Origin of the sequence: Niveispirillum irakense DSM 11586 (assembly GCF_000429645.1) — a bacterium.
Taxonomy (GTDB): domain Bacteria; phylum Pseudomonadota; class Alphaproteobacteria; order Azospirillales; family Azospirillaceae; genus Niveispirillum; species Niveispirillum irakense.
The window spans coordinates 403,914-420,177 of the sequence record NZ_KE386933.1; the positions used below are offsets into that span (position 1 = coordinate 403,914).

Consider the following 16,264-nt stretch of genomic DNA (forward strand, 5'->3'; position numbering starts at 1 on the left):
ATGGGAATGAGCGTCGGGCCCGCCGCTGACGGCGAAGAATCGGTGGTGTCGGAGATTAATACGACGCCGCTCGTGGACGTGATGCTCGTTCTGCTGATCATTTTCCTTCTGACCATTCCGGTCGCCATCCAGACGATCCCCGTGAAGCTTCCGACGGAAGCCAACGTGCCGACTGTGACCAAGCCGGAAAACATCACGATCGGTGTCGATGAAGAGGGCAATATCTACTGGAATGCTACCCAGTTGCCCGACTACAGCGCGCTGTTCGAGCGTATGAAGGAAGTCGCGGTGCTGAACCCCCAGCCCGAGATCCACATCCGTGGTGACCGGGAAGGCCGGTATGAGTTCGTTGGCAAGGTCGTTGTGACCTGCCAGCGGGCCGGCATCATGAAGATCGGCTTTATCACCGAGCCCCCCGCTGGTGTGATCTCCGGCAGTCGATGACTGCCGGGGTTCCCCTCCGGGAACAAAGCATAGGAGGCCCCAATGGGCATGAGTGTGGGTGCCGGCGGCGGTGAAGAGGGTGCTGTTAATCCGGAAATGAACACGACGCCGTTGATCGACGTCATGTTGGTTCTGCTGGTGATGCTGATCATCACCATTCCGGTTCAGACCCACGCCGTGAAACTGGACATGCCGGCGGGTGTTCCCCCGCCGCAGGAAAACACTGTCGAGCCGGAAGTGGTGACAATCGAAGTTGACTTCGATGGCACCGTGATCTGGAACGGGCAGGCCCTGTCCAGCACTGCCGAACTTGAGCAGCAGATCATGAATGCGGCGGCGAAAAGCCCGCAGCCGGAAGTGCATCTGTGGGCGAACAAGCTCGTCAAGTACAAGAGTGTGGCAACCGTTCTTGCATCGGCCCAGCGGCTGGGTTTGACCAAGATCGGCATGATCGGTGGCGAACAGTTCATGGACTGATGCCGCCGTGAGCGGAAAAAGGCAGGGTTTTCTTCGGACAACCCTGCCTTATCTCTGCCGCCAAGCGTTGATCTAATCCGTATAGCGGTCGGTTGGCCGGCCGTATGGATCACCCGACCAGTGGGTGAGAGCCCTTATTGTGTGCCTCCTTGCTGGTCAGAATCGAGATCGAGACAATGACCCGTACCCGTACCTTCACGGCCGCCCTGCTGGGAACGGCTCTCGCCTTTGGCTCCTTCGCCGCTGTGATGGCGCCGGCCGATGCCTTCGCGCAGAAGGCTAAGGAGGAGAAGGGGAAACCCGCTGGTGACACGGTTCGTCCCGAGGTTGGCAATCCGCTGAACGCCGCCGTGGAATTGATGAAGGCGAAGAAGTTCAAGGACGCGATCGCCAAGATCCGCGAAGCTGACGCTGTCGCCGATAAAACCCCGTTCGAAGATTATACTGTTGAACAGACTCGCCTTGTGGCCGCCTATCAGGCTGGCGACACGGCGACGGCCGAAACCGCGCTGGACAAGGTTATTGCATCCGGTCGCATGGATGCAGCACAGCAGCTCCAGTTTGTGCAGGCCCTGGCACAGCAGCATTATCAGCAGAAGAATTACGGCAAGGCCGTCACCTGGACCCAGCGCTATTTCAGCGCGGGCGGCAAGGATGCGAACATGCGCACCCTGCTGATCCAGGCTTATTATCTGGGTAAGGACTATCCGAACGCGATCAAGGAAGTCAGTGCCAAGATCGCCGCCGTCGAGAAGTCCGGCCAGAAGCCGGATGAGAAGGATCTTCAGCTTCTCGCTGCCGCCAATAACGACATGAAGAATGAAGCCGGCTATGTCGGCGCGCTGGAGAAGCTGGTTCAGTATTATCCGAACAAGAACTATTGGACGGATCTGGCCCTGCGCACGCAGCGCAAGCCCGGCTTTGCCAGTGACCGTCTGGCCTTGGACAGCTATCGGCTGATGAATCATCTTGGCCTGCTGGACACGACCAACGACATCATGGAAATGGCTCAGCTTTCGATCCAGGCCGGTAATCCGGGCGAAGCGATGACCATGATCGACAAGGGCTATGCCACGGGCCTGCTGGGCCAGGGCAAGGAAGCCGAGCGTCATAAGCGCCTGAAGGACATGGCCGCCCGCGCGGTTGCCGAGGACAAGAAGGTGCTGGGCCAGACCGAGAAGGAAGCCATTGCCAGCGGCAATCCCGGTCCGGTTCTGCGCGTGGCTGAAGCCTATGCCGGTTATGGCCAGTACGATAAGGCAATCAGCCTGACGGAGCAGGCCCTGGCCAAGCCGACCGGCTTGAAGAACCCGGATGATGCCCGTCTGCGCTTGGTGACCTACTATCTGAGCAGCGGTCAGAAGGCGAAAGCCCAGGCCACGGCCAAGACCATCACGGCCAAGGATGGCCCCGCCGATCTGGCCCGTCTGTATCTGCTGGCGGCAAAGTAAAGTGAATAGGGCGGGTGGCAATGTCACCCGCCCTTCTCTTGACGGACCGCTGCCAACGCGAGCCTTGCGGGCTCCGCGATCCTTTTCATTCGGCTTGAATTCAGGCCGCCGATAAGGTCGGAACGCCGATGTCGGACCTGGAACCTCTTTTCCGTCCCCGTCTGCATTATCCCGAGCGGGCGCTGCGATTGCGGCGTGAGGGGCAGGTGGTGGTGGAGTTTCTGATCGGGCGCGATGGATCTCCACAGGATGTCCGGGTTGTAGAGGCCGTTCCTCCGGGATTGTTCGAACAATCTGCCCTGCGATATGCCGCCGGTCTGCGCTATTCTCCGGATGATATGCGGTTGGAGGAGCGTTTTCCCCGCCCTATCAACCGGCAACGGCTGGTGGTTCGTTTCGAGATGCGCGGGCAGGCATAGCGACGCCAAATCAGCGATCGAAACCGGCGCCTGCTGTGCGCGTTCCCAAAGGGAGCGCGTGACAAAATCACCTTTCCAGTCTTTATCTGACGGAACGGTCTTCCCAGGGGGGCTTCGACCCCTTATCTGTACCCCATATAAACAGTTCAAAGCGGGAGAGTTCCCATGGGCGCGATGAGCCTCTGGCATTGGGTTATCGTTCTGGTCGTCGTGCTGCTGGTCTTTGGTGCCGGCAAGCTGCCCAATGTGATGGGTGACATGGCCAAGGGCGTTAAGGCTTTCAAGAAAGGTATGCGCGACGAAGACGCGGATACTGCTGAAGGCGCCAAGTTGACCGAGAACAAGCCAGGCGCCGACGCGCCGCGCTGAGCCTTGATTCCGGTCTGTACGTTGCAGACAACGTGCGACCATGGCACCGACGCCCCTTCCGACATCGCCAGCGATGACAGGTTCATCACCAATGGATGAACCTGTTCCGTCGACCATCGCGGGGCTTGCCCGCCTGGTCGGACGGCTTCATCGACAATTTCTCGATCTCATCCGGATTGAGTTGCTGCGGCGTGATATTGAGGATCTTCTGCCCGTCCAGGCGCAGATGCTCCTCTCTATTGCTGACGGCGCCACATCTCTCCCGACGCTCGTTTCCACCGGCCATTATCTGGCCAGCGAAGCGGCATTGCATCTCAGGTCCTTGCTGGATGCCCGTTATCTGGAGCTTCAGGGTGACCGGCGTAAGGGTTTCCTTTGCCTTACACCCAAGGGCCGACAACTCGTCGTGATACTCCAGAAGCTTGAAATCGACTATAGTGCCAGCCTGTTGCTCGGCAGGGATGGCGATGCCGATTTGGCAACAACCTTGCGCGTTCTGCGCAAGGTGGAACAGATTTGGCAGGATACATTACGTCTGGATGCCATTGATCCGGATTGATCCCAATAAATCGTCAACGCCTTGACGCTCCGACGCCCGAGAGACCGATGACAGCCCCATCAAACACGCTTTCCCTGGCCGATGTACGCCGATTGGCTGGCGACCGGTCCGCGGAATCCCGGATCGCCGTCGTTGCCAAGATTGTTCAGACGGCGGAAGCCGGCCTGCTGGCGTTGCAGGAACAGGAAATGGCGCGCGACCTGCTGCGGCGTCTGGCGCGCGATGCCGCCCTTCAGGTGCGGGAGGCGGTGGCCTGGCAAATTTATAACAGCCCCCTTTTGTCCGATGATCTGGCGCATGATCTGGCACTGGATGTGGTCAGTGTGGCTTTCCCCTTGCTGCGCCATTGTGAGCGTCTGGGGGATGATCTGCTCTTGCAGGTGATCGGGCAGGATGAAGCCTCCAAACAGCTTGCCATTGCGGCCCGTAATGGCCTCTCCAGTGCTGTTTCTGCCGCCCTGGTCGATGTTGGTAATCTGGCCGTGGTCGCGACCCTGGCGGCAAATGAAGGCGCCTCCATCTCCGATGAGACGCTGGAACTGATGGCTGACCGTTATGCCAATGTGCCGCTGGTCGCAGAGCCATTGGCTGGTCGTGCCGTTCTGCCGGCCAGTGTGCTGGAGCGGCTGGTGGCCTCGGCCTCTGAGCTTGTCCGCGATCTGCTGGTGGAGCGCCACCGTCTCTCCCCGGTCGTAGCCGGGGAACTTACCGGCTATGCCCGCGATTCAGCGACCCTGGCGCTGTTGCGTCCCATGGACCGTCCGGGTATGGCGCCCGATGCGCTGGCGGTCCATCTCAACAATCAGGGGCGCCTCAGCATCGCCCTGCTTCTCCGCGCCCTCTGTGCCGGGGATTTTGATTTTTTCCTGGCCGGCCTGATGGCCAAATCCCGCATTACCCGCCGCAACATCCATAGCCTGATGGCGGAGGAGACGGGGGAGGGGCTCCGGGCATTGCTGGAACATGCCCATGTGCCCAAGCGCCTGTGCCAGCCCTTCCTGTTGGCGCAGGAGGTTGCGCGCGAACAAGGGTATGCGGGGGGAGATGACGGACGGGTCGCCTTCCAGGCCGCCGTCCTTGGTCGGCTTTACGTCCAATGCGGCCAGTCGGAAGACCGGGCAATGGATGATCTGCTGTTGCAGTTATTCGACGGCAAGGGGGACAGCCTGATCGATGAGGCCATGGATCAGGCCGGTTTGCCCTTCCTGCCCCTGCGTGGCACGGTCCCGCGCTGATCTTTTGTCCGGCAGGAGTTCCGGATAAGGGAGCCCCTTATACCAAGGTGCGGGGGATCGTAACCGATAACCGCGCCTCAGTGGCCGGCACCGCCATTTGGCAGCTTAGCGACGCGGCACGTACCTCGCAGCGGCAGTCGCCGTCGAGCCAGATCCCGGTGAGTCCAGGCCATCGGGATCGATATTAAAAGGCTTTGATCTGCATCTGGATCGGACCTTCGGCCCGACCGTGGATGAACTGATCCACGTAAGGATTGCCGGAATTGTCGATTTCCGACACTGGGCCGACCCAGATCAGCTTGCCCTTGTAGAGCATGGCGATACGGTCGGCGATCTTGCGGGCGCTGGCCATGTCATGGGTGATGGACAGGGCGGTGGCACCCAGATTCTTCACGCATTTCACGATCAGGTCGTTGATCACGTCGGCCATGATCGGGTCCAGACCCGTTGTGGGTTCGTCGAAGAAAATGATTTCCGGGTTGGTGCAAACTGCCCGGGCCAAGCCCACGCGCTTTTGCATGCCGCCTGACAATTCTGCCGGCGACAGTTCGGCCACGTCCGGGCCCAACCCCACGGCGGCCAGCGTGGCAATGGCGCGCTCCCGCGCTTCCCTGCGGCCTACGCCCTGGCCCTGAATCAGGCCGAAGGCGACATTCTCCCAGACCGGCAAGCTGTCGAACAGGGCGGCCCCCTGGAACAGCATGCCGAATTTGCGCATCACGCGCTCCCGGTCGCGGCCCCCAATATGGGTGGTGTCTTCGCCATCAATGCTGATGGTGCCGCTGTCGGGCTGCAGGATGCCGAGAATGCTTTTCAGCAGCACCGACTTGCCGGTGCCGGACCCGCCGATGATGACAACGCTTTCGCCGCGCTTCACATCCAGGTCAACGCCGTCCAGCACCACCTTCGGGCCGAAAGCCTTCTTCACGCCCCGTAGCGCGATTTTCGGCACTTCCATCGCGCCGTTCAGTTCCAGCGGCTCGCTCATGAGAAGAAGATCCCCGTCAGCAGATAGTTCAGGACCAGGATGAGGATGGAGGAGGAGACGACCGCATTGGTGGTCGCCGCCCCCACGCCCTGGGCGCCGCCGCGCGAATGGTAACCGTGGTAGCAGCCCATCAGGGAGATGACGAAGCCAAAGGCCGCCGCCTTCACCAGACCGGACACCACGTCCATGAATTCCAGATATTGCCAGGTATTGTTGATGTAGCTCGACGGGTTGAAGCCCAGCCGATAGACCGACACCAGATAGCCGCCGAACACGCCGATAATATCGGCGATCAGCACCAGGATCGGCAGCATGGTCGTGCCGGCGATCAGGCGCGGCGCCACCAGATATTTATAGGGGTTGGTGGCCAGCGTGGTCAGCGCGTCCACCTGTTCGGTCACCCGCATGGTGCCCAGTTCGGCGGCCATGGCAGCACCGATGCGCCCGGCCACCATCAAGCCAGCCAGTACCGGCCCCAACTCACGGGTGATCGACAGGACCACGACCGTGGCAATGGCGCTTTCGGCGGAGAAGCGGGAGAAACCGCTATAGCTTTGCAACGCCAGCACCATGCCTGTGAACACAGCCGTCAGGCCGACAACGGGCAGGCTGTAATAGCCGATCTCCACCATCTGCCGGCCGATATGGCGCAGGTAGAAGGGGGGGCGCACGCAATGCGAAAGGGCGGTCAGAGTGAACAGGGCCAACCGGCCCGCCGCTTCCAGAAATGTCAGGGTGGCGCGACCGATCCCACTGAGAAAATTCATCAACCTGACCTCTTGGACGGGCAAAGCTGGGCTTACCGCTAGAGAAAGCGGCGGCCCCTGTCAATGACGGGTCATCCCCGGCAGTAGAGCCATGAACATAAGGCGACGGCCACGGTTCCGCCAGTCTTGTGGTCGATCATCCCTGCGCCAGATGAATACGATGATAGCGGCGGCCCAGACGGGTCAGGATTTCATAGCCGATGGTGCCGGCCTCGGCCGCCACCTGATCGACATCGCGGCTGGGGCCGATCACCTCCGCCCAGTCGCCAACGCGCAGCAAGGCTTCCGGCACGGCGCTGACATCGGCTGTCACAAGGTCCATGGAGATGCGGGCAATGATTGGCGCCTTATGCCCGGCGATCATCACATGGCCTTTGCCGGCGCCGGCCCAGGGATAGCCATCGGCATAACCCAGCCCCAGGGCCGCGATGCGGGCGGGGGCCTGGGTGCGGTGGGTGGCATCGTAGCCGACTGTGACATTGGCTGGCACATCGCGCACCTGCAGGATACGGCCCAGCAGCCTTATCACCGGGCGCATCGGGTTGGGCAGCCAGGGGGCAGGGTTGGGGCCGTAAAGGGCGATGCCGGGGCGTACCAGATCGAAATGGTAGTCGGTGCCGTGGAAAATGCCGGCGGAATTGGACAGGCTGGCAGGGGCTCTGGGTAGCCGCCCAAGAATATTCCGGAAACGAAATAACTGTTCTGCCGTCATGGGATTTTCGGGATGGTCGGCACAGGCTAAGTGGCTCATCCACCCTTGCAGAGCGATACCGTCCAATCGGGAGGGGGCGTCCTGTTCCAGCCTTGTGAAGTCTGCCGCATCCATGCCCAGCCGGTTCATTCCGGTATCGATATGGATGAAGGCGGGCAAGGGATTGCCCTGTCTGCGGCCTTCTGCCTGCCAGCGCTCCATCTCCCCCAGCGTATTCAGCACGGGGACCAGTCTCTCCCGTGCCAGTTCGGCTTCCGTGCCGGTGGGCGCGCCATGCAGAACGATGATCCGGGCATCCGGCAGCGCGGCCCGCAATTGGACCCCGGCTTCGATATCAGCAACGAAGAAGCTGCGCGCACCGGCCTGCCACAGGGCTGTGGCCACTGGTACGGCACCCAGCCCATAGCCATCGGCCTTCACGACAGCGGCACATTCGGCCGGCGCGACCCGGCGTGCCATGTCGCGCCAATTGGCAACCAGGGCATCCAGATCGATGACCAGTACGGCGCCGACACGGGCCGCCGCCGGCGACTCCAGGGCGGCAGGCAGGGAAGAAGGGGGGATAGGCATGGGAAACTTCTGAAAGGGAAGGCCACTATGGCGTGCCCGGCAATTGGGGCACCGCTGTGACGGTGCCCTCCCAGACCGCCCGCATCAATCGCCGTAATCGTCGGAATGCTGGGTTTCCAGATCGCCGAAGCGGGTATAATTACCGTCGAAGAACAGGCGCACCGTGCCCACGGGACCGTGACGGGCCTTGCCGATGATCACGTCTGCCGTGTTGTGGACCTGTGCCAGCCGGTCCTGCCACTGGGCATAGCGGTCATTATATTTATCTTCGCTTTCATCCGGGCGGCGGCCCGGCTCGGCGCGTTCCAGGTAATATTGCTCGCGGAACACGAACATTACGACGTCAGCATCCTGCTCGATCGAGCCTGATTCGCGCAGGTCCGAAAGCTGAGGCCGTTTATCTTCGCGGTTTTCCACCGAACGCGAAAGCTGCGACAGGGCGATGACGGGCAGGTCCAGTTCCTTGGCGATGGCCTTCAGGCCGCGGGTGATTTCGGAGATTTCCTGCACGCGGTTCTGCTCACCCCGGCTGCTGCCGCCCCCGCGGAGAAGCTGAAGGTAATCGACCACCACCAGACCCAGCCCGTGCGTCCGCTTCAGGCGGCGGGCGCGGGTGCGCACGGCGGTGATGGTCAAGGCCGGCGTATCATCGACAAAGAAGGGGACGCGGGCCAGATCCTGGCTGGCTTCCACCAGCCGGGGAAATTCCACGTTGGAAATGTCACCGCGACGGATTTTGTCGCCGGAGATTTGGGCCTGATCGGCCAGGATACGCAGGGCCAACTGCTCGGCCGACATTTCCAGGGAGAAGAAGCCGACGGGCGCCCCTTCCTTGCCACCGGTCAGCATATAGGCTTTGGCCGCGTTGAAGGCGATGTTGGTGGCGAGTGCCGTCTTACCCATGGAAGGACGGCCGGCCAGGATCAGCAGATCGCTGGAATGCAGGCCGCCCAGCTTACCATCCAGGTCGCGCAGGCCCGACGTGACGCCGGTGACGTGGCTGGAACGGCGGAAGGCGGCTTCTGCCGTGGCGATAGCCCCGGTCAGCGCGCGGGCGAAGGGGATGAAATCGCCCTTGATGTCGCCGGTGGCTGCCAGTTCGAACAGCTTTTTTTCCGCGTCCTCGATCTGGTCGTTGGCGGCGACGTCAATATCGTGCTTATAGGCCTGATTGACCATCTCCTCGCCAACTTCAATAAGCTGGCGACGCAGATAGCTGTCATGGATGATGCGGCCATAATCCTCGACATTATGGACAGTGACGATGGCACCAGCCAGACGGGCCAGATACTCCTGTCCGCCAATTTCGGCCAGATCGCGATCCTGCTCGAAATAGGCTTTCAGGGTGATCGGGTTGGCCACCTGTCCCCGGTCGATCATCTTCATGATCGCCTGGAAAATCTTCTGGTTGGCGGGATCGAAGAAATGTTCGGGGCGCAGGAATTCGCCCACCTTCTCGAACGCCTTGTTGTTCACCAGAATGGCACCCAGCACCGTCTGCTCCGCCTCCTCATTATGGGGCGGGGTGCGGTAGCTTAAGGCCGGATTGGCACCGGGGATGGCGGCGGGGTCGATCAGCTTGGTATCCATGGGGTGATTTTAGCAGCCCCTGGCCGGGGTGGTTATGCCATCCATCGCCGCACCCCGTGAATACCGGGGACAGTTTGTGGAAAAACTGTGGATAAGTCAGCTTTCAGGCGACGCGGGACGGTTTGCCGCTTGCCGGCGACACCGCAAGGGCAGGGGCGTCCGGCTGATAGATGTAATCTCGTGTCAGCGGCACGGCCTGGACATCACGGCTCAACTGCATCTGGAACACCATATGCCCCTGGTGGCGGAAGGCGCATTCAGCCCCGACAAGGTAGAATTCCCACATCCGGCAGAACCGCTCATCATAGAGGGCGGCCGCCTTATCCCGGTTGGCCAGGAAGCGGCGACGCCACTCCCGCAGGGTTTCAGCATAATGCAGACGCCAGATTTCGATATCGGTCACCCAGAGGCCTGCATTTTCCACAGTGGGCGTCACCTCTGACAGGGAAGGGGAATAGCCGCCGGGGAAGATATATTTTCGAATCCAGGCATTGGTCGTGCCCGGCCCTTCTGCCCGCCCGATGGAATGGAGCAGGGCCACCCCGTCATCGGTCAGCAGGGAGCGGACCTTGGCGAAGAAATCGGGATAATGCGGCCTGCCGACATGCTCGAACATGCCGACGCTGACAATCCGGTCGAATTGGCCTTCCATCTCCCGGTAATCGCACAGCTCAAACCGCACCCGATCCGACAGGCCGGCCATTTCCGCCCGCTGGCGGGCAAGGCCAAGCTGTTCTTTGGACAGGGTTATGCCGGTCACCTGCACATCGGCTTCGCGTGCCAGGGTCAGCGCCATGCCGCCCCAGCCACAGCCGATATCCAGCACATGCTGGCCCGGCTTCAGCAGCAGCTTGCCGGCGATATGGTGCTTCTTGGCGCCCTGTGCCTCTTCCAGGCTCAGGCCCGGCTCGTTGAAATAGGCGCAGGAATATTGCCGGTCGGCATCCAGGAACAGGTCATAGAGCGCCCCGGACAGATCGTAATGATGCGCCACGTTCCGGCGCGACCGGTCCAGCGGATTATATTGCTGCCACAGCCTTTGCAACCCCACACCCCAGCGGCGCAGATTGTCGAACGGGCCGATATAGCCGAAGCCGCTATTGCGCGTGACCAGATCGATAAAGCCGTACAGATCGCCCTGCACCATCTGCAAGGTGCCGTCCATATAGGCCTCCCCGGCATGAAGGCCGGGATTGAGGGCGATTTTCCATTCCAGAGACGGATCGGTCAGGCGGATGATGACAGGATCAGCGCCCTCCGCCGGGCGACCGAAATCATGGTGCCTGCCGCGGGAATCGATCACCGTCAGATGTCCCTGGCGGATCAGACGGGACAGCATGGGGAACAACAGCATGTGGGGGGACCTCCAGCCGTCGAAACCTGCTGAAAGGTTAACCCCATCTCCATCCTGGCAAAACCCCACCAAAGGGGGGAGCGCAGATGGTTGAAATCGCGACTATCTCATAAAGAAAAAGGCGACCCACCGGATGGCGGGTCGCCCTTTCAGCCTCAAGGATAGGCCGGGACCTGAAATCAGGCCTCGGTTTCCTCGGTGGCTTCGGTTTCTTCAACCGTCTCTTCTTCGTCTTCATCGTCGTCGCGGCCGACAACCATGCCGCCACGCTGGGCCTGCACGGTGGCTTCTTCGGCCGAACGGGCGACGTTGACAGTCACTTCAACGCTGACTTCCGGATGCAGGACAACCTTGACCTTGAACAGGCCCAGGGTCTTGATCGGGTCGACGATGGCAACCTGACCGCGGCTGATCGTGGTGCCGGCTTCGGTCACCGCATCGGCCACGTCACGGGAGGTGACGGAGCCGTACAGAACGCCGGATTCGGCGGCCTGGCGGATTACGACGACGGTCAGGCCATTGACCTTACCAGCGACAATCTCGGCTTCCTTCTTCAGTTCCAGATTGCGAGCTTCGAGCTGCGCCTTCTGGGTTTCGAAGTAGGCCAGGTTTTCCTTGGTGGCGCGCAGGGCCTTCTTCTTGGGCAGGAGGAAGTTGCGGGCATAACCTGCCTTGACCTTCACAACCTGGCCCATCTGGCCCAGCTTCTCGACGCGTTCCAGCAGAATGACGTCCATGGTCTTTTCTCCTGGCTCGCTTATTTCACAATGTACGGCAGAAGAGCCAGGAAGCGGGCGCGCTTGATCGCACGGGCCAGCTCACGCTGCTTCTTCGCCGACACGGCGGTGATACGGGACGGGACGATCTTGCCGCGCTCGGAGATGAAGCGGGACAGCAGCTTGACGTCCTTGTAGTCGATCGCCGGCGCATTCGGGCCGGAGAACGGGCAGGTCTTCCGGCGACGGAAGAACGGACGACGACCACCGCCGGAGCGGGGAGCGCCACCGGCCGGGGCAGCACCCTGGGGACGTTCGGCGTTCATGCGCGGTCTCCTTCACCTTCAACGGCGGCGTCACGACGCGGGCCACGGCCCGGACGATCACCGCGATCACCGAATTCACGACGAGGACCACGGTCGCCGAAGCCACCGCGCGGGCCACGCTCAGCGCGCTCGCCCTTGTTGGCCAGCATGGCGGTCTGGCCTTCCTCGATCTTCTCGACCTTGACGGTCATGTAACGCAGCACGTCCTCGTTGATGGACATGTTGCGCTCCATCTCGGCAACGGCCGCGGCGGGCGCGTCCAGGCCGAGATAGACATAGTGACCCTTGCGGTTCTTGTTGATGCGATAGGTGAGGGTCTTCAGACCCCACTGCTCGACCTTCACCACGGAACCGCCCTGTTCCTTCAGGATATTGCTGAAGGTTTCGGTCAGGGTTTCGACCTGCGCGGACGAGATGTCCTGGCGGCAGATCAGGATGGTTTCATACAGTGCCATTAAACTCCCCATGGCTATTGATGGTCCGCCGCTGTGTCCTGGGACCCAAGTCCCGGATCAGCCGCACGGTCCTAGCCGACACCAAGGCAGGGTGCCGGCGGGGTTTCGGAAGTGCGGCACTATACAGAAAAGCCGGGGTGGTGCAAGCAGCGCCAGGGGTTGGCCCTGGCATGGGCTGCCCTGGTTTGGCGCATGGCGCGCCGACCGGCTTGGGAGGGGGCGGATTACTGCCTCTTCCGTATCGTATAATGAGGGTCGTCAGGGCGACAGGGCAGCATGCTATGATGAAATTAATCAGGCTGTCGGAGACGGGGTAGGGTAATCTCTGACGGTATATCTGGCGAATCGCGAAAATAATATTGGGAACAACAAGCGCAAACGATAGCGCTCCAACCTGCGATTCCGTAAGGGGTGGTGTAATATTTTTTCAGAGAAAACAATTATACGGTTTTATTAATTCTTTATGTTTTAATTTATCTCGTATCATCTTGTTTTTTATTTGCAAAATTTTCATTTATTTTTCTGACTTTTTCTTCGTTGTATCCGAATTTTTTCAAGAAAATACAGTATATCGAGGATATTAATATGACGTAAGTGATATGGATAAGTATTTTGTATGGTATCAATTCAGGGGAAATGAATTCTTCTGAAAAAAATGGAAAAGAGAAAACTAAAATAATCCATATAAAATACACAATCCAACCTTCCCAACTGATTGGGTAGTTAGGAAGTTTTCCTGTTTTGAACCAGTATTGGTTGGGCATGTTAGACGCATTTTGATTAGATGATGCAACTTAATCGTCGTGTCTTTGTGGTGTCAAGTGCAACCGATTGGTGGTCTGTGTGTTTCCCAGTATCCTCATGTGAAGCTTCGTGGGAAAGGTGCGTCGATGCGTTTCATCGCTGTTCTCGTCCTCATCATGTCCTTTGCCTTTGCTGCCCAGGCAACCGAGCCCGACCCGGCCCTTGCTGCCATTGCCGGGGTCTACAAGCACCGGTTCCAGAATGGGACGGTCCAGGGCGATAAGTATGAGAGCGAGAATATCCTGGAGATCGTGCCCACGGGCCCGGATCAGGCCTATTTCCGCACCCATCTGGAATATTTCAACGGCCATAGCTGCGATCTGTATGGCATCGCGGACTGGCGCGAGGGCGCCCTTCATTTCCAGGACAAGTCGCAGGGGGAACTGCCCGCCTGTCGCTTGCGGCTGGAGGTGAAGGACGGGAATATCGTTTTTGTGGATGATCCGGATGTCCCGTGCCGGAACGACTATTGCGGCGCGCGCGGCAGTTTCAATCTGGATTTCAAGGCCGGGGAGAAGCGGCGTATCCGCTATATGGACCGGTTGCTGGCGTCAGAAGAATATGCAGCGGCCAAGGAGGCCTATGCCGCCCGCCGTGGGGAATGAGGAAAAACCCTTACCCATCAAGAACAAGTAACCATCATCCCGGTATTGTTCCGGTCATTATCTACTTTCCCTTTACGGAAAGTCGGGTGGCGATTGGCGCGTCCCGGCTTGACTAAGGCCGTTAACGCGCTATCAAGGGCGCCAATTAGCGGCGTTTATACGCTTTTCCAGGCTTCGATTAGGGTGGAACATCCCATGACACGCGCTTTCGTCTTTCCCGGCCAGGGTAGCCAGGCTGTCGGCATGGGCCGTGAACTGGCGGCGAATTTCGCCGTCGCCAAGTCGGTCTTTGACGAGGTGGATGCGGCCCTGGGCCAGAACCTCTCGGCCTTGATGTTCGAGGGGCCGGAAGGCGACCTGACCCTGACAGAGAATGCGCAGCCGGCATTGATGGCCGTGTCTGTCGCCGTGACCCGCGTGCTGCAGGCGGAAAAGGGTCTGGACCTGTCCAAGGCGGCCTTTGTTGCCGGCCACAGCCTGGGCGAATATTCCGCCCTGTGCGCCGCCGGGTCCATCAGCCTTGCCGATACGGCCCGCCTGCTGAAGCTGCGCGGCCAGTCGATGCAGAAGGCGGTGCCGGTCGGCGTCGGCGCCATGGCTGCCATCCTGGGCGCCGATCTGGAGGCTGCGCGTGAAATCGCGGCCGAGGCGGCGCAGGGCGAGGTCTGCGTTGCTGCCAACGACAACGCACCGGGCCAGGTGGTGATTTCCGGTCATAAGTCCGCCGTGGAGCGTGCGATGAAGATCGCGACGGAGCGCGGCTTCAAGCGCGCCGTGCTGCTGCCCGTGTCCGCCCCCTTCCATTGCCCGCTGATGCAGCCGGCGGCCGATGCCATGGCCGGTGCGCTGGCGGGCACGTCCATCCAGGCCCCCGTTGCGCCGCTGGTCGCCAATGTCACCGCGTCGGCTGTCACCGACCCGGAGACCATCCGCCGCCTGCTGGTGGAGCAGGTGACCGGTGCCGTCCGCTGGCGCGAAAGCGTGCTGTTCATGAAGGAACAGGGCGTGACGGAACTGGTGGAGCTGGGGTCCGGCAAGGTGCTGGCGGGGCTCGCCAAGCGCATTGATAAGGAACTGACCGGCCTTTCCGTTGGCGCGCCGGCGGATATTGACGCTTTCACCCTGGCCTGATAGCCCGGCCCGATTGGATTTCAAGGAGACAGGCATGTTCGACCTGACCGGCAAGAAGGCGCTGATCACCGGCGCTTCGGGCGGCATTGGCGCCGCCATCGCCAAGGTGCTGCACGCCCATGGCGCCACTGTGGCCCTGCATGGCACCAAGGTGGAAACGCTGAACGCGCTGGCCGCGGAACTGGGAGAGCGGGCCGTCGTGGTCCCCGCCAACCTGTCCGACGCCTCCCAGGTGGAAGAACTGGCCAAGCAGGCTGAGGCCGCGCTGGGTGGTGGCGTCGATATCCTGGTTAATAATGCCGGCCTGACCCGTGATGGTCTGGTGCTGCGCATGAAGGATGAGGACTGGTCGTCGGTCATTGATGTGAACCTGACCGCCGGTTTCCGCCTGTCGCGCGCCCTGCTGAAGGGCATGATGAAGCGCCGCTGGGGCCGCATCATCGGCATCACCTCGGTCGTCGGTGTCACCGGCAACCCCGGTCAGGTGAATTATGCGGCCAGCAAGGCCGGCATGATCGGTATGTCCAAGGCGCTGGCCCAGGAAGTGGCCAGCCGCAATGTCACCGTCAATTGCGTGGCACCGGGCATGATCGCCACGGCCATGACCGACGTGCTGAATGACGCCCAGAAGGAAGCGATGCACAGCCGCATCCCCGCCGCCCGCCTGGGCAGCCCGGAGGATATCGCGGCCGGTGTGCTGTATCTTGCCTCCGACGAGGCGGCCTATGTCACAGGCCAGACGCTGCATATCAATGGCGGCATGGCAATGATCTGAACAGGTGCCGTCGGATTGAGGTAAAGTCCGCGCCCTTCGCGAATGCTGGTCAGAGGGCGCGGTTCATGTTAAGTGACGGCACTTTGCTGACCGGCGTCGCGAGAGGACGGGGTTTTGCGCCTTTTTCCGGCCGGCCCGTCTTATCCTTCGTCCCTTAAAGTACCAGATAGAGCTGGTTCAACCGGAAGATCCTGAAAGGTCCATGAAATGAGCGATGTTGCTGAGCGCGTGAAGAAGATCGTCGTCGAGCATCTGGGCGTCGAGGAAGGCAAGGTCACCGAGGCCGCCAGCTTCATCGATGATCTGGGCGCTGACAGCCTCGACACCGTCGAGCTGGTCATGGCTTTCGAGGAAGAGTTCGGCATCGAGATCCCGGACGACGCCGCTGAGAAGATCCTGACCGTCAAGGACGCTGTCGACTTCATCACGTCCAAGCAGGCCTGATCGACCGGTTCGGCCAGGCCGGGGGGATGCCTTGTGAAAAACAGGGGCCGCCCGGCCTCGCAACCGGCAGGTT

General features: G+C 60.8%; 19 protein-coding genes. 11 read left to right on the forward strand and 8 right to left on the reverse strand.

The features are described from left to right. The 7 genes from G473_RS0115940 (at position 1) to G473_RS0115970 (ending at position 4,954) form a co-directional block, all read left to right on the forward strand. Entirely contained in the window at positions 1-444 is a 444-nt protein-coding gene (locus G473_RS0115940; protein WP_029013918.1) for an ExbD/TolR family protein, read from the forward strand. A gap of 48 nt (positions 445-492) precedes the next feature. Continuing rightward, on the forward strand, positions 493-921 hold the full coding sequence (locus G473_RS0115945; RefSeq protein WP_035707923.1) for an ExbD/TolR family protein: 429 nt from the start codon (positions 493-495) through the stop codon (positions 919-921). Between the two features lie 176 nt (positions 922-1,097). Further along, positions 1,098-2,372, forward strand: a complete 1,275-nt coding sequence (locus tag G473_RS27290) for a tetratricopeptide repeat protein (RefSeq protein WP_051330346.1) — start codon at positions 1,098-1,100, stop codon at positions 2,370-2,372. 128 nt (positions 2,373-2,500) lie between these two features. Then, entirely contained in the window at positions 2,501-2,791 is a 291-nt protein-coding gene (locus tag G473_RS0115955) for an energy transducer TonB (RefSeq protein ID WP_029013920.1), read from the forward strand. Positions 2,792-2,956: 165 nt separating this feature from the next. After that, positions 2,957-3,160, forward strand: coding sequence for a twin-arginine translocase TatA/TatE family subunit (locus G473_RS0115960; RefSeq protein ID WP_029013921.1), 204 nt, complete (start codon positions 2,957-2,959; stop codon positions 3,158-3,160). Positions 3,161-3,251: 91 nt separating this feature from the next. Then, the gene (locus tag G473_RS0115965; RefSeq protein WP_029013922.1) at positions 3,252-3,719 is read left to right on the forward strand and encodes a hypothetical protein; all 468 of its coding nucleotides are present in this window, start codon (positions 3,252-3,254) and stop codon (positions 3,717-3,719) included. A gap of 47 nt (positions 3,720-3,766) precedes the next feature. Further along, positions 3,767-4,954 carry a DUF2336 domain-containing protein gene (locus G473_RS0115970; RefSeq protein ID WP_029013923.1) on the forward strand — a complete coding sequence of 396 codons (1,188 nt, stop codon included), beginning with the start codon at positions 3,767-3,769 and terminating at the stop codon, positions 4,952-4,954. Positions 4,955-5,138: 184 nt separating this feature from the next. Here G473_RS0115970 and G473_RS0115975 read toward each other — a convergent pair whose 3' ends face one another. The 8 genes from G473_RS0115975 to rpsF all read right to left on the reverse strand — a co-directional run bounded on the left by G473_RS0115975 (position 5,139) and on the right by rpsF (position 12,432). Beyond that, positions 5,139-5,942, reverse strand: a complete 804-nt coding sequence (locus G473_RS0115975; RefSeq protein WP_084438221.1) for an ABC transporter ATP-binding protein — start codon at positions 5,940-5,942, stop codon at positions 5,139-5,141. Continuing rightward, entirely contained in the window at positions 5,939-6,709 is a 771-nt protein-coding gene (locus G473_RS0115980) for an MlaE family ABC transporter permease (protein ID WP_029013925.1), read from the reverse strand. Before G473_RS0115980 ends, G473_RS0115975 begins: the two co-directional genes overlap by 4 nt. Positions 6,710-6,845: 136 nt before the next feature. Next, complete coding sequence (alr, locus tag G473_RS0115985; protein ID WP_035707506.1) at positions 6,846-7,991, reverse strand: alanine racemase; 1,146 nt, start codon at positions 7,989-7,991, stop codon at positions 6,846-6,848. Positions 7,992-8,075: 84 nt separating this feature from the next. Then, complete coding sequence (locus tag G473_RS0115990) at positions 8,076-9,581, reverse strand: replicative DNA helicase (protein ID WP_029013927.1); 1,506 nt, start codon at positions 9,579-9,581, stop codon at positions 8,076-8,078. Between the two features lie 103 nt (positions 9,582-9,684). Further along, positions 9,685-10,935: an SAM-dependent methyltransferase gene (locus G473_RS0115995; protein WP_029013928.1), complete on the reverse strand. Its 1,251-nt coding sequence runs from the start codon at positions 10,933-10,935 to the stop codon at positions 9,685-9,687. Between the two features lie 179 nt (positions 10,936-11,114). Then, positions 11,115-11,672 carry a 50S ribosomal protein L9 gene (gene rplI / locus G473_RS0116000; protein ID WP_029013929.1) on the reverse strand — a complete coding sequence of 186 codons (558 nt, stop codon included), beginning with the start codon at positions 11,670-11,672 and terminating at the stop codon, positions 11,115-11,117. Between the two features lie 20 nt (positions 11,673-11,692). Next, positions 11,693-11,977 carry a 30S ribosomal protein S18 gene (rpsR, locus tag G473_RS0116005; protein ID WP_029013930.1) on the reverse strand — a complete coding sequence of 95 codons (285 nt, stop codon included), beginning with the start codon at positions 11,975-11,977 and terminating at the stop codon, positions 11,693-11,695. After that, positions 11,974-12,432, reverse strand: coding sequence for a 30S ribosomal protein S6 (gene rpsF / locus G473_RS0116010; protein ID WP_029013931.1), 459 nt, complete (start codon positions 12,430-12,432; stop codon positions 11,974-11,976). Before rpsF ends, rpsR begins: the two co-directional genes overlap by 4 nt. Before the next feature lie 890 nt (positions 12,433-13,322). Between rpsF and G473_RS0116015 the strand changes: the two genes are divergently transcribed. From G473_RS0116015 to G473_RS0116030, 4 genes are all read left to right on the forward strand, one after another. Next, complete coding sequence (locus tag G473_RS0116015; RefSeq protein WP_029013932.1) at positions 13,323-13,841, forward strand: hypothetical protein; 519 nt, start codon at positions 13,323-13,325, stop codon at positions 13,839-13,841. Positions 13,842-14,036: 195 nt separating this feature from the next. Beyond that, positions 14,037-14,972, forward strand: coding sequence for an ACP S-malonyltransferase (gene fabD, locus G473_RS0116020; protein WP_029013933.1), 936 nt, complete (start codon positions 14,037-14,039; stop codon positions 14,970-14,972). A gap of 34 nt (positions 14,973-15,006) precedes the next feature. After that, on the forward strand, positions 15,007-15,747 hold the full coding sequence (gene fabG, locus G473_RS0116025) for a 3-oxoacyl-[acyl-carrier-protein] reductase (RefSeq protein WP_029013934.1): 741 nt from the start codon (positions 15,007-15,009) through the stop codon (positions 15,745-15,747). Positions 15,748-15,954: 207 nt separating this feature from the next. Then, complete coding sequence (locus G473_RS0116030) at positions 15,955-16,191, forward strand: acyl carrier protein (protein ID WP_029013935.1); 237 nt, start codon at positions 15,955-15,957, stop codon at positions 16,189-16,191. The last annotated feature ends 73 nt before the right edge of the window (positions 16,192-16,264 follow it).